Source organism: Kitasatospora sp. NPDC006697, assembly GCF_042869935.1.
GTDB lineage: Bacteria > Actinomycetota > Actinomycetes > Streptomycetales > Streptomycetaceae > Kitasatospora.
Map to the genome: position 1 here is coordinate 192,473 of NZ_JBIAGU010000009.1, position 21,323 is coordinate 213,795.

Annotated in this window: 25 protein-coding genes; 11 read left to right on the forward strand and 14 right to left on the reverse strand. The window is 72.3% G+C overall.

Going from position 1 to position 21,323, the window contains the following annotated elements; all coding sequences use genetic code 11:
- Positions 1–209: 209 nt before the first annotated feature.
- The 13 genes from ACFYNO_RS15080 to ACFYNO_RS15140 form a co-directional block, all read right to left on the reverse strand.
- Positions 210–926 (reverse strand): hypothetical protein, encoded by a 717-nt coding sequence (locus tag ACFYNO_RS15080; protein WP_388011238.1) that lies wholly within the window; start codon positions 924–926, stop codon positions 210–212.
- Complete coding sequence (locus ACFYNO_RS15085) at positions 926–1,768, reverse strand: hypothetical protein (protein WP_388011240.1); 843 nt, start codon at positions 1,766–1,768, stop codon at positions 926–928. The genes ACFYNO_RS15080 and ACFYNO_RS15085 overlap by 1 nt, the downstream gene beginning before the upstream one ends.
- A complete protein-coding gene (locus ACFYNO_RS15090) occupies positions 1,765–2,268 on the reverse strand; it encodes a hypothetical protein (protein ID WP_388011242.1) in 504 nt (167 codons plus the stop codon). The genes ACFYNO_RS15085 and ACFYNO_RS15090 overlap by 4 nt, the downstream gene beginning before the upstream one ends.
- The gene (locus ACFYNO_RS15095) at positions 2,265–2,792 is read right to left on the reverse strand and encodes a hypothetical protein (protein WP_388011244.1); all 528 of its coding nucleotides are present in this window, start codon (positions 2,790–2,792) and stop codon (positions 2,265–2,267) included. The genes ACFYNO_RS15090 and ACFYNO_RS15095 overlap by 4 nt, the downstream gene beginning before the upstream one ends.
- Positions 2,789–2,971: a DUF5999 family protein gene (locus ACFYNO_RS15100; protein ID WP_388011246.1), complete on the reverse strand. Its 183-nt coding sequence runs from the start codon at positions 2,969–2,971 to the stop codon at positions 2,789–2,791. The genes ACFYNO_RS15095 and ACFYNO_RS15100 overlap by 4 nt, the downstream gene beginning before the upstream one ends.
- A 50-nt stretch (positions 2,972–3,021) precedes the next feature.
- Positions 3,022–3,495 (reverse strand): hypothetical protein, encoded by a 474-nt coding sequence (locus ACFYNO_RS15105; RefSeq protein WP_388011248.1) that lies wholly within the window; start codon positions 3,493–3,495, stop codon positions 3,022–3,024.
- Positions 3,496–3,504: 9 nt separating this feature from the next.
- The gene (locus ACFYNO_RS15110) at positions 3,505–4,440 is read right to left on the reverse strand and encodes an SAM-dependent methyltransferase (protein ID WP_388011250.1); all 936 of its coding nucleotides are present in this window, start codon (positions 4,438–4,440) and stop codon (positions 3,505–3,507) included.
- Positions 4,441–4,485: 45 nt separating this feature from the next.
- Positions 4,486–4,869, reverse strand: coding sequence for a roadblock/LC7 domain-containing protein (locus tag ACFYNO_RS15115; RefSeq protein ID WP_388011252.1), 384 nt, complete (start codon positions 4,867–4,869; stop codon positions 4,486–4,488).
- Entirely contained in the window at positions 4,866–5,891 is a 1,026-nt protein-coding gene (locus ACFYNO_RS15120; protein WP_388011254.1) for an ATP-binding protein, read from the reverse strand. The genes ACFYNO_RS15115 and ACFYNO_RS15120 overlap by 4 nt, the downstream gene beginning before the upstream one ends.
- 56 nt (positions 5,892–5,947) lie before the next feature.
- Positions 5,948–6,295, reverse strand: a complete 348-nt coding sequence (locus tag ACFYNO_RS15125; RefSeq protein ID WP_388011256.1) for a hypothetical protein — start codon at positions 6,293–6,295, stop codon at positions 5,948–5,950.
- A gap of 92 nt (positions 6,296–6,387) precedes the next feature.
- The gene (locus tag ACFYNO_RS15130) at positions 6,388–6,714 is read right to left on the reverse strand and encodes a hypothetical protein (RefSeq protein WP_388011258.1); all 327 of its coding nucleotides are present in this window, start codon (positions 6,712–6,714) and stop codon (positions 6,388–6,390) included.
- Positions 6,715–6,872: 158 nt separating this feature from the next.
- Positions 6,873–7,625: a hypothetical protein gene (locus tag ACFYNO_RS15135; RefSeq protein ID WP_388011260.1), complete on the reverse strand. Its 753-nt coding sequence runs from the start codon at positions 7,623–7,625 to the stop codon at positions 6,873–6,875.
- 44 nt (positions 7,626–7,669) lie between these two features.
- The gene (locus ACFYNO_RS15140; RefSeq protein ID WP_388011262.1) at positions 7,670–8,194 is read right to left on the reverse strand and encodes an ATP-binding protein; all 525 of its coding nucleotides are present in this window, start codon (positions 8,192–8,194) and stop codon (positions 7,670–7,672) included.
- Positions 8,195–8,568: 374 nt separating this feature from the next.
- Between ACFYNO_RS15140 and ACFYNO_RS15145 the strand changes: the two genes are divergently transcribed.
- The 5 genes from ACFYNO_RS15145 (at position 8,569) to ACFYNO_RS15165 (ending at position 14,364) form a co-directional block, all read left to right on the forward strand.
- Complete coding sequence (locus ACFYNO_RS15145) at positions 8,569–9,957, forward strand: Tat pathway signal protein (RefSeq protein ID WP_388011264.1); 1,389 nt, start codon at positions 8,569–8,571, stop codon at positions 9,955–9,957.
- Positions 9,958–10,035: 78 nt separating this feature from the next.
- A complete protein-coding gene (locus ACFYNO_RS15150) occupies positions 10,036–10,566 on the forward strand; it encodes a TrmO family methyltransferase (protein ID WP_388011266.1) in 531 nt (176 codons plus the stop codon).
- A 471-nt stretch (positions 10,567–11,037) separates the two neighbouring features.
- Positions 11,038–12,333, forward strand: a complete 1,296-nt coding sequence (locus tag ACFYNO_RS15155) for a hypothetical protein (protein WP_388011268.1) — start codon at positions 11,038–11,040, stop codon at positions 12,331–12,333.
- Between the two features lie 9 nt (positions 12,334–12,342).
- A complete protein-coding gene (locus ACFYNO_RS15160; RefSeq protein WP_388011270.1) occupies positions 12,343–13,272 on the forward strand; it encodes a phosphotransferase family protein in 930 nt (309 codons plus the stop codon).
- A 282-nt stretch (positions 13,273–13,554) separates the two neighbouring features.
- Positions 13,555–14,364 carry an SDR family NAD(P)-dependent oxidoreductase gene (locus ACFYNO_RS15165; RefSeq protein WP_388011272.1) on the forward strand — a complete coding sequence of 270 codons (810 nt, stop codon included), beginning with the start codon at positions 13,555–13,557 and terminating at the stop codon, positions 14,362–14,364.
- A gap of 8 nt (positions 14,365–14,372) precedes the next feature.
- On the opposite strand, the gene ACFYNO_RS15170 is transcribed toward ACFYNO_RS15165, so the two are convergent.
- Positions 14,373–15,770, reverse strand: a complete 1,398-nt coding sequence (locus ACFYNO_RS15170; RefSeq protein WP_388011274.1) for a hypothetical protein — start codon at positions 15,768–15,770, stop codon at positions 14,373–14,375.
- A 208-nt stretch (positions 15,771–15,978) separates the two neighbouring features.
- Between ACFYNO_RS15170 and ACFYNO_RS15175 the strand changes: the two genes are divergently transcribed.
- From ACFYNO_RS15175 to ACFYNO_RS15200, 6 genes are read left to right on the forward strand one after another with little or no spacing between them, the layout of a single operon-like run.
- Positions 15,979–17,493 (forward strand): radical SAM protein, encoded by a 1,515-nt coding sequence (locus ACFYNO_RS15175; protein WP_388011276.1) that lies wholly within the window; start codon positions 15,979–15,981, stop codon positions 17,491–17,493.
- Positions 17,477–18,181, forward strand: a complete 705-nt coding sequence (locus ACFYNO_RS15180; RefSeq protein WP_388011278.1) for a hypothetical protein — start codon at positions 17,477–17,479, stop codon at positions 18,179–18,181. The genes ACFYNO_RS15175 and ACFYNO_RS15180 overlap by 17 nt, the downstream gene beginning before the upstream one ends.
- Entirely contained in the window at positions 18,178–19,023 is an 846-nt protein-coding gene (locus ACFYNO_RS15185) for a hypothetical protein (protein WP_388011280.1), read from the forward strand. The genes ACFYNO_RS15180 and ACFYNO_RS15185 overlap by 4 nt, the downstream gene beginning before the upstream one ends.
- An 11-nt stretch (positions 19,024–19,034) precedes the next feature.
- Positions 19,035–19,838: a PfkB family carbohydrate kinase gene (locus ACFYNO_RS15190; protein WP_388011282.1), complete on the forward strand. Its 804-nt coding sequence runs from the start codon at positions 19,035–19,037 to the stop codon at positions 19,836–19,838.
- Between the two features lie 19 nt (positions 19,839–19,857).
- Positions 19,858–20,799 (forward strand): nucleoside 2-deoxyribosyltransferase, encoded by a 942-nt coding sequence (locus ACFYNO_RS15195; protein ID WP_388011284.1) that lies wholly within the window; start codon positions 19,858–19,860, stop codon positions 20,797–20,799.
- Positions 20,796–21,296, forward strand: coding sequence for a hypothetical protein (locus ACFYNO_RS15200; protein WP_388011286.1), 501 nt, complete (start codon positions 20,796–20,798; stop codon positions 21,294–21,296). The genes ACFYNO_RS15195 and ACFYNO_RS15200 overlap by 4 nt, the downstream gene beginning before the upstream one ends.
- Positions 21,297–21,323 lie beyond the last annotated feature (27 nt).

The following is a 21,323-nucleotide window of genomic DNA, read 5'->3' on the forward strand; positions in this document are numbered from 1 at the left end:
GGGCGGCCCGCTCGCGCGGGGCACCGATGCCGATGGGTGCTGCCGGTCGGGTGGCGGTGGGAACGGGCGGCACAGCGAGATCTCCAGACGCAAGAGCAGGTGGCGGGCGGTGAATTGCGGTCGCGCCCGCGGTTACGGCGGACGGGCCCGGTGGAGCTGCGGCGCGCCGCAGCTCCACCGGGGCGCGCGGTCGGCGGCGGTGCCCGGCATCAGACCGGTACCTCGGGGTAGGCGGCGGCGACTCGTTCGGCGAGCTCGGCGTGGCCGGCGGCCGCGAGCTCGGCGGCCAGGTCGACGACCGTGCAGCCGCGCAGGACCGCCGCCTGGGCGGAGGCGACCAGCCAGCCCACCAGCGGGTGGTTGTAGGGGATGGTCGAGGCCTTGGCTCGAGGTACGGGGACGGGTCCGGCGGGGGAGGGCTGGTAGAGGGTGCCGCAGTAGCCGTACTCCGGGTCGGGGTCGGTGACCCGCACGGCGACCCAGCCATCTGCCAGGTGGCCGCAGGCCAGGACCGACCAGGCCGCCCCTTCGAGGGACAGCGGCGGGTGGAGCGTCACCGCGCCCTCCGGCCAGCCGGCGGGCGTCTCCTCCTCGCCCCGGACGTCGCTCAGGAGAAAGAGGACGCCCTGCTCGGTCCAGTCGGCCTCGGTGAAGAACACCTGGCAGCGCAGGTCGTCCATCGCGGCGGCCTGGCGCTCCGGGTGGGCGTAGCGGTACCGCGGCGCGCCGTCCGGGCACTCGCTGACCCGCTCCCACAGGACATCGCGGGCGTCGCGATCCTCCTCGACTTCGTCGGCGTAGCCGATCCCGACCGACGCGGGGCCGTTCATGGTGTAGACGACGGTGGGCCGGTCCTGCACTTCACCGCGACGGACCGTCAGATAAGGCACGGGCGCCTCGGCCGGTGACAGCGGTGCGCGTCCCATCAGGCCACCTCCGCGGCGGCGGTGGCCGTGCCGAGCTCGGCCAGGGTGCCAACTCGGGAAGCCGGCCTCTCCGCACGACCGACGCCGATTCGGACCGGAACTCGAAGACCAGTGCTACTACGCCGGTGTAGCAGGTGGGCCCTGACCTCCAGGGCCCGGGCGGCGCCGCGCGCAGTCGAGCGGCCGGCGAGACTGCCGGGGCCCGGCAGCAGGGTGAGGCCGCAGACCCCTAGCTGGGCTGCCCGATGGACGGCGGCATCGACGAGCAGCAGCCGCCCGGCGTCCCCGACGGTGGGCGGCGGTGCCTCGACAAGGAGCTGGACGGGCAGCCCGGCGTCGATCGCCGCCCGGATGCCGCTCAGCGACTGCTGGTAGCTCGCCTGGTGCGGCAAGGCCAGCGTGTCGTGTTCGAACTCGGTGGGCGCGTGAAGCCGCACCCGCAGTGCATGGACGACACCGGCCAAGTCCTCGGCCAGTCGCGGCAGACCGGGCCGGTTGGTCGTCACGGTCACCAGCAGGCCGGCGCGATGCAGCAGCCGGGCCGAGCGGACCAGGGTCTCGTCCGGGCCGGTGGCCAGCAGGTTCACCGCGACGATGCTGGCCTGGCCTAGAGCGGGCAGCGCGACGTGCGCGTCGGTGAACGTCCTGCTGGGGGCGCTGACGGCGAGCAACGGTGCGCGCCGCTCCTCCGGCCAGCCGGTGACCTGCTGGTCGTCCATGGCCACCCGGCCGCGAGGAAGCGGCTGCGGGCCACGGTGGGCGGCCCCGGTCAGCGGGTCGAAGACCAGCGGCCGGTCGCCGGTGCCGTCTTCTACAACGGCGAAGGTCCGGATCTGCCTCACGCGGCGGCCCCCCGGTCCCGGCCCGTGGCCAGCGCGGCGGGATGCACGAAGACCACGTTCGGTGCGGTGCCCGCGCCCGCGCGGTCGGGCACGACCGCCAGCACCAGCCACACCTCTACGGCGTTCGCGTAGCAGCGCCACGTCCCGTCGGCGCGCACCGAGGACGCCTGGAGCTGTCCCTGGAGGAAGGCACTGAGGTAGCCCACGTCCTCACCGTCGGGCACGGTGGCGGCGAGCAGCGCCTGGACGAAGCGCGCCCGGCTCCTCTCGGAACGGAGTGCGGAGCCCGGGAGGCGATGAACCTCGGTGCGGCTGCCGTCCCCGTACCGGCAGACGGTGAACGCCGGGCCGGCGACGTCCGTGGCTTCGGCGCTCACCCAAGGGGTGTCGGCGGACGCGAGGAGTGCCACCGGCAGCCCGGACGCGTCCGCAACGGCGTGGGCGCGCGCCGCGCCGGGAAGGTTCGCGATGTCGCGGTGGAACGCGGTGGTGGCGGTCATCCCGCACCACCCCCAGGCACTGGCGGGGCGTCGGCGAGCATCGCCTGGACCAGGTCGGCGGGCCGGGTGAGCGTGTCGGTCGGTGGCACGGACAGCCAGTACCGGCCCCGGGCGGTGCGGCCGGGGCGCGGACACCGCACGGAGCTCGCCGAGTGGATGGCGCCGTACAGGGCGAGGCCGTCGGCGGTACCCGGCTCGCACAGCAGTTCCAGGCAATGCCGCGGGGTGGTGGCCAGCACCGGGCCGACGGGGTCACCGGCCAGCAGCAGCCGGGCGACGGCGGCGACGGCGACCGGGGTGAGCAGGCGCACCACCTCGAAGCGGCCCGTGCCGTCGATCTCCGCGGGCTGGGCCGGGTCCGCCCACGGGTCGGCGGTCGCCACGGAGCCGGCGAGCCAGGCGGCAAGCCGGTCGTGGTCGGCCGGGCCGCCCTTGAGCACGGCGAGCTGCTCGGAGGTCAGCTGGGGCGCGGTTGCCGGGACACGGGCGAAGCGGCCCGGGGCGACGGGGGCGACGGCTCTCACCAGGTCACCCGCTCGTACACAGGGGGCACGACCGTGCCGTCGGGGTCCAGTTGGCCGCCGTCTTCGAAGACCAGCGCGCCGCTGGCCAGTCGTCCCCATCCCTGCTGCGGGAAGAAGGAGGCGAGCTTGTCCTCCTTGGTGTCGGACGTCGTGCCGGTCGTGGGTGCTTCGGCGGGCATCACGGGCTCCTTCGGATGGTCAGGGGGGACGGAGGCGGGGCGGAGCGCGGTCACTGGACCGGCCGCCACGTGGGCGCCGCCGGCCGCTCGGCGAGGGGCGGACCCGCGCGCCGCCCGGCGCCCGGCGGCGCGGGCGGGCGCAGCGCCGCGGCGACGTCGGCGAGCCGGGTGGTTCCGACGCCCGGCGGGACCCTCCAGTACAGGCCTTCCGAGGGCGTGGCGATCAGCGGCGGGACGTCGATCTGGGTGCCCTGCGGCATCATCCGCACCCCGGACGCGCGCGGCACCGCCTCGCGGAAGTGCTCACCCGGCGGGAGGAGAAGATCCGAGTAGCCGAGTGCCGAGGTGATCACTGGGCCGCAGGCGGGGCCGATCGCGGCCAGCACCGTCTCCGCTTCCGGTTCGTTGCACCGCAGCGCGTCGAACGTCCGCCCGCAGTAGAGGCGGACGGTGTGGGCCGGCAGCCACACCGGCCGGGACGGGAACGACGCCTGCGCCTGGGCGGGAACTCGAGAGCCGTACATCGTGGCCTCCTACGGCTTCCGGGCGATCACGGCGTAGGCGTCGTCCCGGCGCCGGGACGACGGCGTGTCCGGGCCCAGGGACGGTGACCAGTGGGGCAGGGGGACGACACCGGGACCGAGGGGCTCCCAGCCCTCGACCAGGCCAGCGACCTCCTCCCGGCTGCGCGCGACGTGGGGCAGCCCCGCCGTCCGGTGGCCGGCGGCTGCGGCGCGGCCGACCGGGGTGTCGGCGCTGCGGTGGCTGACCACCAGCCAACTGCCCGGGGCGACAGCGGCCTTGTAGGCGGCAAGCACTTCGGCGGCGGCCTCGATCTCGTGGAGGACGTCGAAGAAGAGCAGCGCAACCGGCCGGTCCGTGCGGATCGGCACGTCGGTCCGGCGGAGGACGGTGGCCGGGTCGGTGAAGTCGCCTTGGTGGTGCCGCACGCGCACCGGGCTGCCCGCCGGGGCGGCGAGTAGGGCCCGTGCGTGCGTCATCACCAGCGGGTCCCGGTCGACGTGCACCACCGTGGCCCCGGGTGGGGCCAGGCGGTGGATCTCGTCGGGCGCCGACTTGGGAAGGCGGAGGGTCCAGTGCGGCAGGGGGAGGCCGCACCCGAGGTCGATGAACTGGTCGGCGCCGAGCTGGGCGAGGCGGGTGGTGGCGAGCGTGCGGAACCGCTTGCGAGCCATGGCGAGCTTCCTCGCGTGCGGGTGGGCGTCCAGGACCTGTTGCGCTGCCGTCCGGTCCGCGGGGAAGTGCGTCTGCCCGCGGAGCAGGTAGTCCTCCACCCGGGCGGACTGCGCGAGATGCAGGTCCAGCCGCTGGCAGGGGTCCTCGCCGAGTTCCGGGGCGGTGGCCGGCCAGGGGGTGCGGAATCCGGCGCCGCCCACCTCGCGCGGCGGGGTGTGGAGCCTGGTCGCGGGGCGGTGCGGCCCGGCAGGGCGGTGGGCGGTGCGGGGCATCGGGTTCTCCGGCGGTCACGGGCGGCGGGGGATCGGGCCTGGATGTCAGGCCGGCAGTGCGGCGGCGGGGGCCAGGCGGGCGGCCAGCGCGGCGAGTTGCTCGCCGATGACTCCCAGGTCCGCCTCGCCGGTGGCGAGGACGGCCAGCAGCGACCCGTCGCCCGCCGTCACGATCAGCAGCTGGGAGTCGTGGTAGTCGACGGCGATGTGCTGGGTGGGGGATCCGTTCAGGGCCCGGGCGACGCTGGCGCTGATGGAACCCATGCCGGTGACCGCGGCGGAGAGGGTGTCGGCGATGTCGCGAGGCATGCCGTCGGTGGCAGCGAGGAGAAGGCCGTCGGAGCTGACCTGGAGGGCGTGGCGTACGCCGGCGACCTTCCCGGCCAGGGCGTCCAGGGTTGCGGAGAGGTCGGTGGGGGGCTGGTTCATCGGACCGTGTCTTCCAGGGTGTCGGGAGTCGGGGCGGATGCCGGCAGTGCTGGCGTAGCGTCAGCAGGGGCGGCGAGCAGGTGGACGGGCAGGTGGACCGTGGCGCGCGTACCGCTGCCCGGGACGGACTGCAGCTGGACGTTGGTCCCGATCACGGCCGCAGCCGCGGCCACGGTCCGCAGCCCGATCCGGGGGCGGGTCTGGCCGAACGGTGCCGGCCGGAGAGTCCCGGGTGCGGGGGTCGAGTCCGCTGCCGGGTGAAGCCGGCCTTCGACCAGCGCGATGGCCTGGGCCAGGGCGAGGTCGTCCATGCCCGGCCCGGTGTCGGTGATGGTGACCAGAGCACCGCCGTCGGCACCGCGCCCGACGTGCAGGTGTACGGGCTCCTCGCCTCCGGCCGCACGGACGGCGTTGTCGAGCAGCTCAACCAGGGCCGTCATCAGCGGCTCCACCACATCGCCGCGCACCTTGACCGCGGAGTCACCGGCCACCTGGACACGTCGGTAGCCCGCGATTGCGCACTGGGCGCCCTGGGCGACCGCGACCAAGGTGGTGGGCCCCCGGCGGGTGTCGGGCCAGGGGCCGCCGGCCAGCACGAGGGCGCGCAGCACGCCGTGGTGGGCCATCGCGTTGGCGTGGTCGAGGCGCATCATCGACGCGAGCTGGTTGGGGTCGGAGAGCGACTGCTGCTGTTGGGCGAGCATGCGGCGCTGGCTGACCAGGACGTCGAGGAGGGGCTCGATGCTGGCCAGCAGGTCCTGGCGGGCCGCGTTCTGGAGCTGTCCGACGCAGTTCGACACCTGCCAGGCCGCCTGGTGCAGTTCCGCCGGGGTATCTGGATGGAGGGGGTGGCCGCCGGGTCGGACGGTGCGCAGGATGCGGGGCAGGCTGCTGCGGACGAACTGCTCTACCGCCGTCCGGCCGGTTTCGGCGAGCTGTTGGCGACGGCTTTCGAGCTCGGCGTCCGTCGGGGGCGCGGTACGGCGGTGCTTGTTGCGGCCGATGATTGACCTGGTACTCACGTTCACCTCCAAGGCGGGTACTCGGTATCGGTGGGGGAGCGGCTGGTGAAGTGCGGTCAGGTCGGCTCGGGTGCTCCGAGCGCGGCGAGCAGTGCGCGGGGTGGCGTGGCCACCAGCCGCCCCGGCGGGACCGCCCAGTGCACGTCGCGGCCTGATCGCACTACCGCGGGTGGCACGCTCAGGCGGGCGTCGGCCCGCATCAGCCGAGCGCCGCGGTCGCGCCAGCCCGCGTTCAGGAGCCCGGGCTCGACCAGGAAGTCCATGGAGTCGGCCAAGCGACTGGTCAGGACCATCCCGCACTCGTCCCCCAGCGCGGCGATCACCCGGCGTCCGATCGCCTGCGGCATCCGGACGACGTCGAAGTGGTCGCCGACCACGACGGATTCGACCTGGTCGCGGGGCACCCAGTGCGGGGTGGGGCCGTAGCTTCCGTAGCCGCTTCGTTCTGCCTGGGATCCGGCCCGGAGCGGCTGCCGTCGCCGCTCGGCCGCGCCGGTCACCGGACCTGCCCGGCGGCGAAGGGCACGAGGTCGGCCGTGCACGGGCGGGCCAGGGATGCCGTGACGGCCTTCAGCGCGGATCGCATCGTGTCGAAGGGCGTGGTGCCGTCGGCCGTGACGACGAGCAGGCAGCTGTCGTCGAGGGCGGTGACCATGGCTTGGGTGTCGTGGGTACGGCGTGCCCAGTACCAGGTCCGTCCGAGGTGGCCGCCTTCCCGGGCCCACCGCCAGCCGCCCACCGCGACCCGTGCCAGGGCCGTTGTGGTTGCGGGGTCGAGTCCGAGCGTGTGGGCGAGGATCTCCCCCGTGGTGGTCGTGCGCACCGCGCCGACTCCGCCGCTGATGCCGGTGACCAGCGTGGACAGCCCTGCGGGGGAGCACGGGGGCGAGGTGACGGTGTGCGGCCGGGGGAAGCGAGTCGATTCGAATTCCAGCTCACGGGGTCGGTTGAGCTGGAGCTCGGGCTCCGAGCGTGAGGGATTCAGCACGCGGCGGCCCCCGCGTACCGGTGTCGGCCGGGCTGCTCACGGTCCAGGGTGCGCCGGGTCGGCGACGCCGCAGTGCCGAACGCGACGTGCGCGTAGGTGTCGAGGAAGGCGAAGTAGCCGGGCGGCACCCTGCCGTGGTCAACGGCCCTGCCCAGGGCGTCCCGCAGCTGCGTCTGAATCGCCAGATCGGCCTCGGTGGCGATCAACAGTGCCGCGGTGCTGGCCTCCTCGCCGATCAGCCGGTACGACGGCCACCCGTGGTCGGCCACGATCGCAGTGAGGAGCTCGACCGCGTGTCGGGCGGCCTTCAGACGTGCTTCGGCCCACGTGTAGTCACCGGTGCTGGTCTGCCGCCGGATCGCGCGGCGGACGGCATCGGCGTGGCGGACGAGCTGGCCGGCCACCAGGTCATCGAGCGTGAAGCCCCCCGCCTCCCGCTGGTCGAGGATCTGCTCGGGCGCCGCCGGCTGATGCCCGGACACCGAGAGCAGATCAACTCCGCTGCTGTGCAGAGCGGCTACCGCTGGCAGCGGCTGTCCGGCCGCCTGCGCCGGCGCAGTGGCGGCCGGGTCGTTGCGCCCGGACGACGGCCGGTGATCGTGGTCGGCGGCACGGCCGCACGCATGCAGCTGGAAGGGGCTATCGGCGCAGCCGGTCCGCATCAGCCTGCCGAGCCGGTTGAGGAGCCGGCGCCCTGGCGCAGACGGCTTGCGCCGCCGTGCGCCTCCAGCGCGGATGGTGGTCATTTCCCCCCCAGGGAACGGTGATTGGGTTTGGTGACGGGTGCGTGTCAGCTGGCGAGCGCCGGCTCGGTGGCTGTCTGGAGGCACTTGGCAGTGCCGTCGCTGCGCCAGTAGGCCGTGATCCGCTTCCCGTCACCGGCCTCGGTCTGGCCGAGCGTCAGGTGGTCGCTCAACGCGCTGACCAGTTCGAGCCCGCGGCCACCGGTATCGTCCGCTCCTGCCACGCGCTCAACCGGGAGGGCGAGGTTCTGGTCCTCGACCGAGACGGCGACCATGCTGCTGTACCGGGCGACGGTCACGGTCACGGAACTCTTGCCGCCGTCAGGTCTGGGCCTGCGCCCGTGCAGGAGTCCGTTGGTGATCAGCTCGCTGGCCACCAGGACCGCGTCGTCGGCCAGGTCGGCCAGGCCCCAGTCGACGAGCTCGTCGTGAACCAGACGGCGGCCGACCGAGGCAGCGGTTCCGTCCGCCTCCAGCTCCACCGAGCGCAGCTCTTCGACCTCGGTGCGGTCCGGGAGAGTCCCCGGCTCCGGCTCAGGGAGCAGCCAGGGCTGGTCCGGGCTTGTAGTCATGCCTTCAGCTCCCTCGCGTCAGCGCCGCCGCAGGGCAACGGGCCCAGCGTGCTGCGTACCTGTGCTGTCGAAGCGGCTGCCGCCGCCGGACGCCCGCTGTGTACTGCCGGCAGGGGGCAGATCGGGCCCGAGGCCGTCGCTGGTTTGTGACTCACGCTCACTCCGCCCTTCGCGCCGAAGCCGTTGCCGGCCGACGACGGGCAGCACGATCGCGGGCTCCGGTCGTTGACCTTGACGAAACCGCCTCGGCCCGGTGCCGCGGAGGAATATCGTCGACAGTGAGCGAACCGCCGATCACCGCCCGTGGGTAGCCCGCAGCGGCTGCGGATACCGCTAAAGCTGCTAAAGATCGTTTCGGAGAGGGGCGGCGAGCCGTGGCGCTTGAGCGCAACCTGGCGTTGGAGGCCGCCATCAAGGAGCTGGGCTGGTCGCAGGAGCGAGTGGCCACCCACTTCCGGCACGTGGCCGCCGAGAGCGGAGCCGTCGAACTGCTGTCGGTGACCCGCAGTCACATCTCGCAGTGGCTGCGGGGAGTGAAACCGAGCGACCGCGGCGCGGATATCTTGTGCGCGACGCTCTCCAGAGGACTGGGGCGCGTGATCACGGCCTCGGAGGTCGGGCTTGCCCCGGCCCGCCAGGCACGCCCGGCGTCCGAGTGGGACGTCGACAGCGTTTCCGCACTCGCAGACCTCGGGAGCACCAGCGACATGTTGAGCCGGCGACAGGTGATCGGAGGCTCGATCTACTCCGCGGTCGGAGCCGCACTCCCGCCCGCCCGCTGGTGGGACAGCCGACTCGCCACGGCGCAGAAGCGTGCGCCGGTCTCGCGCCTGGTCATCAGCCCGGTGGAGGTCGAGGCCGTGCGCGAGGCGACCGCCTTCTTCTCCTCGCGGGACCAGCGCCTGGGTGGCCGCGCGGGCCGGGCGGCCCTCACCACCTACCTGCGCACCGATGTCGTCGACTACGTCACCGGGCGTTTCCCCAGCGAGCAGGTACGCCGTGACCTGGTCTCGGCGGCCGGTGAACTCGTTTACCTCGCGGGGTGGATGGACTTCGACGCCGACCGGCAGGGGTCGGCCCAGCGCAACTTCCAGCTGGCGCTCGCCTTGGCCGCCGAAGCGGACGACGCCCCGCTGGCTGGCCACATCCTGCGCGCCGCCGCCCACCAGGCCGTGGATCTCGGCCACCCGGGCCGGGCGCTGCAGTTCGCCGAGGCATCCGTGGACCGCCGCCGCTACGGCCTGGCCGGCTCCCGGGAGAAGTCGCTGCTGGGTGTCGTCCACGCACGGGCCCTGGCCGCCGCGGGCCGCCGGCAGGACGCCCTGACGGCGCTGCGGCAGGCCGAGGACGACCTCGGCAACGCGGGCACACCCGGCGGCGGCGACGATCCGGCGAGGGTCGGCTTCTTCGGCGAGGCCAGCCTGGCCCATGAGACGGCCTGCACCCTGCGCGACCTCGGAGACCTCCAGGGGGCGGAGACCGCGTTCGTGCACAGTGTCCGCACCCGCCCGCCGGCCTTCGCCCGCACCCGCGCCGTCACCTTGGGATACCTCGGCGACGTCCAAGTCCGCCAAGGCCGGGTGGATGCCGCGTGCGCCACCTGGCACCAAGCCCTGGACGCCATGGCCGGACTCCAGTCCGGCCGTGCCCGCAGCACCGTGGTCCAGATGCGCCGCGCCCTGTCCCCAGTCCGGGGCCGCGGCGGCAGCACCGCGGCCCAGCTCGACCGGCGCGCCCAGGAGTTCCTGCGCACCGTAGGCTAACCGCGCCACAGCCACGAACACCCGGCCCGGGTCACGCCCCTGGGCGGACCGACGGGCCGACCGAGACGGGAGCCAGCCGTGCCCGACACGCTCCACTTCACGCCGATCGCCACCGTCGTGGGCGGGGCCCCCCAACCCCCCCCCCCCCCCCCCGGGGGCGGGGGGGGGCCCCACCCCCCCCCCCACGACTACCAGGGCGGCGTCGAGTCGATCATCCGACTGCACGACGAGTACCCGCTCGAGACCCTGCTGGGCATCGACGAGTTCTCCCACCTCACCGTCACCTGGTTCTTCCACCTGGCCTCGCCCGACGACGTCCAGCTCCACGCCCGCAGCCCCCGCGGGGACAGCCGGTGGCCGGCCACAGGCACCTTCGTCCACCGCAACCACCGCAGGCCCGCGCAGATCGCCACGTCCTACCCGCGCCTGCTGCGTGTCGCCGGCCGGGACCTGCACGTCACGGACCTGGACGCCGTGGACGGCACCCCCGTGATCGACCTGGCACCCTGGTTCGCCGCGATGGGCCCGCGCGGACCGATCACCGAGCCGGCCTGGCCGAGCGAGATGCTCACCCACTACTGGGACGACGCCGCCGACCGCAGCCACTGAAGCAGCACCGCGTCCGCGTCCGGCCGACGCGCGGCAGCCCGATCGTGCGGCCACAACAACCCGGCCCTGGGGCGGGCGGCCACTGCGCCCGACGACGACGAGGAGGCGGCTCGGCAGGGCGACGCCCGGCCTGGCTGAGCTGGTGGACCCCACGCCGTTCCTCCTTCGAGATGCCGACTGCCATGGATGCCGGAGCCGACGGCCGAGTGACCCCCGGGGCTCTGCGGGCTCGGCAAGACTCGCCGGGGTGGTCGGACGTGACAACCAAGTGAAAACGGGCCGAACGGAGAGAGCCGAGCCGAACGTTGGGCCGTCGCCGACGCGCGGCTCGGTTTCAGCAGCGAAACCGAGCCGTTCTCGGACCGAAGTCGCCGCAACATGCACGGCCTGGGCCGATGGGCCCGCACAATGACCGGTATGACGAATCGTCACGGGCGACCTTGCGCATTGCGGCTGCGGCATGATCGCGCGGTGTCCGACGGAGGACTGCCGGCCCTCGTAGCCGCTCTGCAGCAGTGCTGCGGAGTCAGCGCACTGAACGCCCACCGGCAGGCCCGAGGGTGGAGTCGCCCTCAGGTCATCACCAAGCTGGCGGAACTCGCGGAGCAGACCGACCAGGGGCCCTTCCGCGGCACCAAGGAGCTGCTTCGCGGCTGGGAGGACCTCGGCGTCCGCCCCCGCGAGCACACCGTCCGACTCCTCTGCCGGCTCTACGAGTCGACGCCCAGCGCCCTGGGACTGGCGAGCCCCGCGCCGGTGGCGCTCGCCTCGCCGCCACCGCCAGGCATGGAGCAGCCGGATCCCGTGCACGATCTCGCGGAGCGCACCCGCCGTGCGATCAACCGCTCCCTCGCCGACACCACGGTCAGCCCCGGCGAGCTGGACCTGCTCGACGAACGGCTCCAGACCGCCCGCTGCCTCTACGTCACCGCTCCACCGGAGCAGATGATCCAGATCCTGCTCAGGGACTTGCAGGACATCCAGGCCCTGTCCGCCGAACGGCAGCCAGCCGCGACGCAGTGCCGCCTGTCCGAGCTGACGGCCGTCGCCTCCACCCTGGTGGCCGACGCGATGATGAAGCTCGGCCGCCTGCACGACTCCCAGCGCTGGTACGGCACCGCCCGGCTCGCCGCCGACGACGCCGGCAACCCCGAACTCCGCGCGCGCGTTCGCGTCCAAGCGGCCATGCTGCCGTACTACTACGGCCCGCTGGCGGCAGCCGCGCAGCTCGCCCGGGAGGCACGCCTCCTGAGTCGAGGCCGCCCGAGCCCGACAGCGGTGTTCGCCGTCGCCGCCGAAGCGCGCGCGCTCGCCCGCCTCGGTGACCACGACGGAGCCAAGGCCGCGATCCGTCTCGCTCAAGAACTCTTCGAGCACTGCCACGGCGGAGCGGAGAACGACGCCTGGGCCTTCCCCGAGCGGCGCCTGTGGCTCTACCTGTCCGGGGCGTTCACCGCCCTCGGCCAGACCATGCAGGCGCGGCACGCCCAGCAGCAGGCGCTGGCGCTCTACCCGCAGGGTCACAGCGGCATCGACCCGGCGCTGCTCCGGCTCGAGGAAGCCATGTGCCTGGTGATCGAGCACAACCCCGTGGACGCGTTGCAGCTGGCCGTGCACACCTACAGCGATGTACCCGGCCCGCACCGCACCGCGATCCTCGGCGCCCGGGCCCAGGAGGTCATCGACATACTCCCCATTCAGCTCCAGTCGGGCCGCCCGGCCAGGCAGTTCGCGCAGGCTCTCGCACTGCCCGCCGGACGGGCGTGACACAGGTCCGTGCCGTACGACACCCTGACCACCATGTCCACCACCGCAGTCACTGCCGGCGGGTACACGCCCGCACGCCTGGCTACCGTCCTTGACCAGACGTGCCGCACCGTCGGCCTCGACCCCGCGGGCGCCATCCTGCTGCGCGGCCACACCAACGCCGTCTACCACCTGCCCGCGGCGAGGGTTGTCCTCAAGATCGCCCGGCTCGGCACATCGCCCGACGCCGTACGCCGCACGACCGCCCTTGTCACCTGGCTCACCGGACTGGACTTCCCGACCGTCGGCCTGCACCCGGTGCAACAGCCCGTCGAAGCCGACGGCCACCTCGCGACGGTCTGGACCTACCTCCCCCAGCCACAGCACCCGGTCTCCGCCGAACAGCTTGCGGGCCCGCTGCGAACTCTCCACCAGCTGACCGACCCGCCCGTCCAATTGCCCGTCCTGGACACGGTCGCCGCCATCCGCCGTTCCCTGACCGCCGCCGTGGTACTCACCCCCGACGAGCACGGCCTCCTGAGCCGACGGGTGGACGAACTCGAAGATCGACTCGGCAGCGTTACCTACCTCCTGGAGCCGTCCGTCGTCCAGGGCGACCCCCAGCACCGCAACGCGCTCCACGACGGCGCCGGCGCAGCAGTCCTCTGCGACTGGGACACCGCCTCGTTCGGCCAGCCCGAATGGGATCTGACCACCGTCGAGATCCACTGCCGCCGCTTCGGATACGGCCAAGCTCACTACAACGCCTTCGCCGCCAAGTACGGCCTCGACATCACCGAGTGGTCTGGCTACCCCGTCCTGGCCGCCCTGCGCGAGCTCCGGATGATCACCACCAATGCGAGGCGCGCCGTTCCGGGCAGCGTCACCCACCAAGAGGTTCAGCGCCGCATCAGTCAGGTTGCCAGCGGCGACACTGGACGGCGGTGGAGCATCCTCTGAGCCGAGGAAGCCAATGGCGGCCCGTACCACCTCGCTAGGTGGGAAGAACTGCGGGCCAAGCGCGCGCCCTTGCCGAGCGCCCGACGGCTGGCCCGAGCTCCGGGTGGCGCAAGGCTCTGCGGCGTGGCGGCGAAGGCGCATGGCGATTCCAGTTCGTTGGCCGAAATCAGTCCCGTGATCGGGTACGGCCACCAGCGAACCGTGATCGCAACGCGATAAGAAGGGTGCGCAGAGGTTGGTTTCGGCCACAGGGGTTGGCACGGTTGCTGGGAGGTTGGACAGGTGGCGGACTTGAAGGACAGCGGCACGCGGCCCGGGCCGGCAGGGCGATTCACGGGGCGCCGGTTCGTAGTGACCGGCGGCTCCAGGGGGCTCGGCGAGCACATCGTCCGCCTACTGCTGTCGGAGGGGGCCCGCGTCGCAGCCTGCGGACGGCGGGCCGAGTCGCTGGAGGCGCTTCGCAACTCGGTTGACTCGCCCAAGGCCCTGTTCGCTCACGCGCTCGACGTCACCGTCCCGGAGCGGCTTGAGCAGTTCATCGACCAAGCCGCCCTCGAACTCGGCGGCCTGGACGGTGCTGTCGCCTGCGCGGGCGGGGCACGGGGGCACGGGATCACCGATGCCACCGCGCAGGACTGGCTGGAAACCTGGCAGCTGAACGCCGGACACTTCGCCCGCCTGACCGCGGCGAGCGTCCCGCACCTTCGGACGGCTGGTGGCGGTTCGATCGTCGTGGTGTCGTCGATCTCGGGCTGGAAGCCGGGGCCCCAGGCCCAGTACGGGGCGGCGAAGGCCGCCCAGCTTCACATGGTTGCGTCCCTGGCCAGGGAGCTGGGCGGCGGAGGGGTGCGGGTGAACGCCGTGTCTCCCGGTTCCATGCTCATCCCGGGGAAGCGGTGGGACCGGATGCGCCGGGAGGAGCCCGCGGCGTTCCAGCGCTTCAGCGAGGAGTTCCCCGGCGGGGAGCTGGTGCAACCGGCCGAGGTCGCAGACGTGGTCGCGTTCCTGCTCTCCGACGAGTCGCGGGGCGTGACGGGGGTCAACATCCCCGTCGACAAAGGGCAGAACGCGCCGACTCCAGACGGGTACTGATCATCAGATCACGCTGCTGGGGCGCCGAGTATCGGGCGCGCCTTGCGCTCGAACTCCCGCACGATCGTCTCGTTGCTGTGCGGTGCCAGGCGGGCCCGGAAGGTGCGAAGGGCCTGGACGGAGCGCTCGCTGTGCACGCCGGCCAGGTGTTCGAGGGCGGTGCTCGCGGTGTCGACCGCCTCGTCGAGCCGGTGCTGCTGGAGGTAGGAGGTGGCGAGTACGGAGCGGCTGATCGCCTGGCGGCGGCGACGGTCGCCGTTGGCCTCCACAGAGGCCGAGGCGAGCTGTTCGGCCTGGGCCGACTCGCCCAGGTCGCGGTGCACCAGGGCCGCCTCCGCTTCCAGGTAGTGGTGGTCGAGGAAGCGCACCCACGGCGACTCCCCGTCCGCCCCTCTGCTCGTCTCCAGGGCGGCGCCGGCCGCGAGCAGGGAGGAGGTCGCCTGCCCTGCGTCGTCGAGCGCGGCGTATCCGCGGGCGGCCATGGCGTGCAGGCGCATGAGCCCGAGAGGACTTCCCGAGCGCTTCGCTGTCGCGACTCCCGCGCGGGCGAGGGCGACGCCTTCGGCCGGATTACCGAGGTTCGTGGCCAGGTGCGACATCCCCGCCAGGATCTGTCCTCCAAGGACGCGGTCGCCGCCCTCGGCACACAGCCGCAGGGCCTGGATCATGTACCGCTGCGCGAGTCCGTAGTCCGCGGTGTCGTAGGAGCACCAGCCGGCCATCGCCGCCAGCTTGGCGGCGTAGGTGTAGAGGAGCCGGCGCTGCGACGGGGGCAGGGTGCGCTGCTGGAGCATGGGGGTGAGCTGGGTGCTCAGGTAGTGCACGATGCTCGCGCGGACCCCGCCGCCGCCGAAGCGGTTGTCCATCAGGTCGAACATCTCGATCATGGCTTCGACCTGGGCGACCGATCCGCCGCCTGCCACAGCGGCGAGGACGGGTGCGTTCTCCTCCTCAAGCAGCCACAAGAGCCAGCGCCGCTGCGGATCCAGCAGGGCGCTCGCGACGAACGGAACCGCTCCCAGCACGCTGCGGCGGGAGATGTCCGTCGAGCCCAGTTCGGCGAGCGTGTGCAGTGTTTCACCCACGTCTTCACGGTACGTCAGTGCGCGAGCGACGACCGGACGTTGGGCCTGCTGAGCGAAGCCGGCGTCGGCCGGGGTGACCGGGCGTCCTAAGAAGCCGGCGAGGACCTCGACGATGTAGTGGGGCGATCGCCCGCTCGGCCCCTTGGGCGTCATGCCTTGCAGCCAGCGGGTCACCGACGCCTTGTCGTAGCGCGTCATATCCCCTTGTGCCAAACCGAGTTGGTTGACCTTGCGCGCCAGGGCCGCGTGCGAGCAGCCGGCTTCATGGACCAGAGCCACCAGCGCGGCGTTGCCCTCGCCGACCCCCTTCGCAACACCCATGCGTAGATGATGCCGCGCCGATCACCCTGTGTCCCAGGCTTTCGACACACGGGTATCGAGGAACAACCCGCGTGCAACCGTACAACCCTCGCGCCCCCTCCTCCGAGGACGTGATTACGTCGAGACTGGGAGGGCTTTGGGCTGTCGACCTTCCAGAGTGTTGGTCTGCTGGACCGCCCTCGCGGCTCGAGGCTCCGGAGGGAGACACATGCGGGTGATCTTGGACTGCTTCACCGTCGAGCCCAGTGGACTCGGCGTTCCGCCCTACCTGTCCACCTACGTCCGCAACGCCTGGTCGGCGCTCCAGCAGGCCCGTCCCGGCGAGGACGTGCGGTACCTGACCATCGACGACGTCCGGTGGTGCCTGGCCGGTGGTGGCCCTCTCGTCGAACCTCCCGAGAGCGACCCGCTCACCTACTCGACAACCGTCAACCGGGACGACGCCATCCAGATCCTGCGGGACGCCGAGATCGTCCTTGTGATCGCCGGAGACGCGGTGCCCTCGGTTCACCTCCACGCCGTCAACGGATCCCTGGAGGAGATCGCTCGCACGCTCGCCTGCACGCGCGGGCGCCGGTACCTGCTCGGACCGCTGTCCACCTACGCTCTCGCGGCACCCGCCCAGTACGCCGGCCTGTTCGACGCCGTCCACACCCACACGGTCACCTCCGGCGACCTCCTGCTGGGCAGCCGCCAACCCGCGGCCTACGATCAGATGCGGCGCGAGCGGACCTCGTTCACCGGCCTGATCGAGCAGATGCCGTGGCGACCCATCGCCGAGCTGGAGCTGTACCGCGGCTGCACCCGCCGCAAGTTCTGCGACTTCTGCAACGAGCCCGCCAAGTCCCCGCTCGTCGCCTTCCGCGACGTGGACGACGTCGTCGCCGAAGCGGCCCAGCTCTACGCCGCCGGTGTCCGCAACTTCCGCCTCGGCCAGCAGACCTGCTTCTTCTCCTACCGCAACCGCGACGAAGAGGCGATCCGCGCCCTGCTGAGCGGCATCCGCGAGCACTGCCCGGACCTCGAAGTGCTCCACATCGACAACGCCGACCCCCTCGCCGTCGCCGCGCCCGTGGGCCAGCGCATCGCCAAGCTGGTCGCGGACTACTGCACCGAGGGCAACTGCGCGCCGATGGGGATCGAGAGCTTCGACCCGGTCGTCATCGAACGCAACAACCTCACCTGCACGCCAGAGATCCTCCGGCGGGCCGTCGAGCACGTGAACGAAGCCGGCGCCGCCCGCGGCCCTGGCGGCCTGCCGATGCTGCTACCGGGCCTGAACCTGATCTACGGCCTGCCCGGGGAGACCCACCGCACCCACGCGGCGAACCTTCGGCGGCTGGCGGAGATCCTCGACGCCGGACTGCTGTGCCACCGCACGAACGTCCGTCTGGCCCGACCGTTCCCCGGAACGCCGCTGGCCGCTCTCGGAGCGCGGGAGCCGCTGCCGTCGGCGGAGCACTTCGACTCGTGGAAGGCGGACATCGACTTCACCTGGGACCTGCCGATGAAGGAACGGGTCTACCCGACCGGCCTGCAGCTACCCGGCCTGCACTCCTACTTCATCGGGCAGGGCGGGACCTGGTGGCGCCGTCTCGGCTCCTACTCCATCCAAGTCGTCGAACGCGGAGCGGCCGTACCGCTCGGGACCACCGCTGACCTCGTGGTCACCGGCCACGCGCCCCGGCTGATCCATGGAGAACGCCTTGCCCCAGCTGCCTGACGGATCGCTTGCGGCCCTCACCGCCCTGGACAGCGCAGCCACCCACATCACCCGGGTCGGGCTGCTGCTGCCCTGGGCGAACGTGGCGGTCGAGACCGAAATGCCGCGCCTGGGACTGCAGAACACGGTCTTCCACCACGCCCGCCTCGTGCCGGCGTCCAGAACGACCGCGGTCGACGACGCCTTCTGGCACGGGCTCCGCGACGCGTCGGCGCAGGCATTGGACTCGCTGTCCCACCTCGCGCTGGACGCGGTCGTCCTGGCCTGCACCTCGGCGGGCTTCACGGGCGGACCGCCGCTGCCCACCGGCGTCTTCACAGCGTTCGACGCGCTGCTCGACGCGCTGGCCGCCCAGGGCCTGGAGCAGATCGTGCTCGCCACCCCGTACCCCGAACCGGTCACCGAGGCGGAGGCCGCCGCGCTCGCCGAGGCCGGCATCGACGTCCTGGCCCACGCGAGCCTCGGGCTGGACGACGGGTACCCGCGGATCCCACCAGAGCGGATCCTGGCGCTCGTGGACCAGCTGCCGGACAAGGCGCTCGAAGAGGCTGAGGCGGTGGTGCTGTCCTGCACCGGCTGGCTCACCCTCCCGGTCGTCGCCGAACTTGAACTCAGCCTGGGCAAGCCCGTCTTCTCCTCCAACCTCGCCATGGCCCTGCTGGCCGCCCGCATGGGGGCCGCGTCGTGACCGCCGACCGCGCCGCAGCGACGGCGCTGGAGATCCGCCGAGTGCACCGGCTCGTCGCCCGCGCGGCCGGCCTGCCCGACGTCCAGGCAGAGGTCGAGGCCAACCACGACGAGAACCGGTGGTGGCCGACGACGATCACCGACCCCCGCGTGCGCATGCTCGCCGCAGGCTGGTCCACCCGGGTCTCCTACCGCATGGTCGAGACCTACGCCCGAGTGATCCGCGCCGCCGACACCCGCGGCTTCGACAAGCTGATCGCCGCGACGGACACCGAACTCACCGAACTGGTCCGCCCGCTCGGCCTTCCGCAGACCAGGATCGACTACCTGCACTCCCTCGCCGGGCTGCTCCAGAACTGGGAGCAGGAAGGCATCGACCCCACCTCATCGGCGGCGAGCAGCGACGAGCTGATCGGCGACTTCGCCGGCCGCGTGCGCGGGGCCTCGTACAAGGTGGCCCAGTGCGCGCTGCTCACCGCTCGCGGCTACCACTGCGGGATCATCCCGGTGGACTCCGGCATGGTCACCAAGCTGGCCCCGGCGCTGGGCATCGCCCTCCCGTTGGGAGCGGTGGCCCATGAACGGATGCGCCACGTCCTGGAGGCCGCCGTGCACGCCCGCGCCGCCGACTTCCGTGCCCTGATCGCTGAACACGAGTACCGCGTGAACGTTCCGGACGACGTTGAACCCACCTGGTGGGTGCACCTCGTCCTGATCTACTTCAAGCGCCTGTACCTCAACGGGCCATCGCCACGACTGTGCCGCAACCGGCCGGTGTGCACCAAGATCGTCGACTGCACGCACCGCGCCCGCGAGCTGCGGGCCGCCGGGCGGCGACGGTGAAGCGTCTCGACGTGATCGGCAACGTCAGCCGGGACGTGACCTTCTATCCGGACCACCGAGGAGGAGCGCGGCTCGGAGGTGCCGCGCTCCTGGTGGCGCTGGCCGCCGCCAAGGCCGGCCGCGCCGCCGCGCCAGTCTGCGTGCTCGGCGACGACCTGGTCCACCTTCCGCAGGCAGCGGAGCTCACCGCGATCGACTGGTCGGCCCACAGTACGGCCAAGGGCCCGTCCGCCCGCTTCGAGCTGGAGTACGACCAACACGGCGAACTGGTCGCTGTCCGCCCGGACTACGGAGTCGCCGACCAGCTGACGGCACACGCCCTCGCACACGTGGACCACCACCCGGACAGCCAGTACCACGTCTGCTGCCGTCGCCCTCTCGACACGGCAGCCGTCCTGGACCGACTCGAGCGAACCGGTGCGGACTTCAGCGTGGACTTCTTCCTCCCCAGTGCCGAAGCCATGATCCAGGCGGCCGCCCCGTGGCTCGCGTACACGACCACCGTGTTCGTCAACGCTGCCGAGCACCGGCTCCTGCAGTCCGTCGTCAACACCACCGAGCTGCAAGAGATCGTCGTCACCGACGGCCCCCGAGCGGCGACGGTCTGGGCCTATGGACGGCAGACCGGCGCCGCGGTTCCTCCGCAGCGCCCGCCCCTCGAGGTGTCGGGAGCCGGCGACACCCTGGCAGGAACCTTCCTGGCTCTTCGCTCCCAGAACGCCCCTGCTACCCGCGCTCTCGCGCAGGCCACGGCAGCCGCAGCGCAGCACGTGACGGCACCGTCCCTTCCGATCCCGGCGCAACGCCGCTCCTGACCTTTGGAGGCACCTCCCGGTGTTCTACATAGCCCACCGGCTGTTTTCCGCGCACGACCGTGCGCTCGCGGCCGATCTCGCCGAGCGGCTGGCCCGCAAGACCGGCGCCGAGCGCGTCTTCCTCCCCTTCTGCGACACGGACGAGGAGGAACTCGTCGCCGAGGTCAAGGGCCGCCGACTGTTCGAGCTGGACCGGGCGCGGCTCGGCCGACTGGACGCGATGGTTGCCCTCCTCCATGGGCCGAGCCTCGACGACGGTGTGTGCATGGAGATCGGCTACGCCGCCGCCAGCGGCGTCCCCGTGGTCGTGGTCACCACCGACTTCCAGACGTACTCGCTGACCGAGCAGGGCCCCATGCTCGAGTTCCCCGACCCGCTGATCCAGGCACTGGCCGCCCGGATCGTCCGTGTTCCCCGCCTCGGCCCGTCACCCGGCGGCCAGGTCCGCTCCCGGCACGCGGAGTTCCAATCCCGGAATCTCTCCCAGGTCGACGCTGCGCTCGACGCGGCCGTCGAGGAACTGCTGACCGTGCCAACCGGCCATTGCCAGCCAGCACGAGGCCCCGGGACCGAATCGGTGTACGTCGAGGGATCTCCCTACGCGGCATGGGGCCGCGACCACCTGGCCGAAGCCTGCGTCGATGCCGGCCGCACGGTGCTCCTGCCCCGACGCTTCACCGCTGGCGACCCGGTCGCTGGGGCCCTGGCTGACCTGTCAGCCGTGTGGACGGCGGATCGGCTCCTCGTCGACGTGTCCGGTCCGGAGACTCCCCCGGGAACCGCCCTGCTGATCGGCGCGGCCGCCGCGGCCGACCTGCAGGTCGCGGCGTTCCAGGCGCGTCCGACGTACACCCACGCCGAGGGCCGTGAGCCCAACTGGCGCAACCTCATGATCCAGTACGCCTGCACCACCCTCCTCACCGACATCGAAGCGGTACGGGCGTGGCTGGCCACACAATGAACCTCGCCGAGATTGCCAGCACCTGCGACACCCTGGTGCTCGAAGGACCAGACGGAGTCGGCAAGAGCACGCTGGCCGAACGCCTGTCGAAGGAATATGACTTCACCGTCGTGCACTCTCCCCAGACACCCGACCACCTCGACCTCACCAGCCGCTACCGCACGATCCTGGACGGCACCGGCCGCATCATCTTCGACCGGTGCTTCATCAGCGAACTGGTGTACGGCCCGCTCTATCGCGGCCGCTCACGCATCACCTGGAGCCAAGCCATCGACCTGGCCGAGACCGTCATAGCCCGCTCCGGCCTCTTCGTTCATCTGACCGCAGACCCCCACGTGATCCGCCGACGCCTCATCCAGCGTGACGGCGAGGCCGCGGGCCTGGAGGAGATCACCGCCCTCGTCACCGGCTACCAGCGGGCCTTCTCAACCCTCGGGGACTACACGAAGGTGCTCACGGTGGACGCGGCGACCATCGAATTCCCACCAGCCGGGTGATGGCCGGCCAAAGCGGCCTGCTGGCAC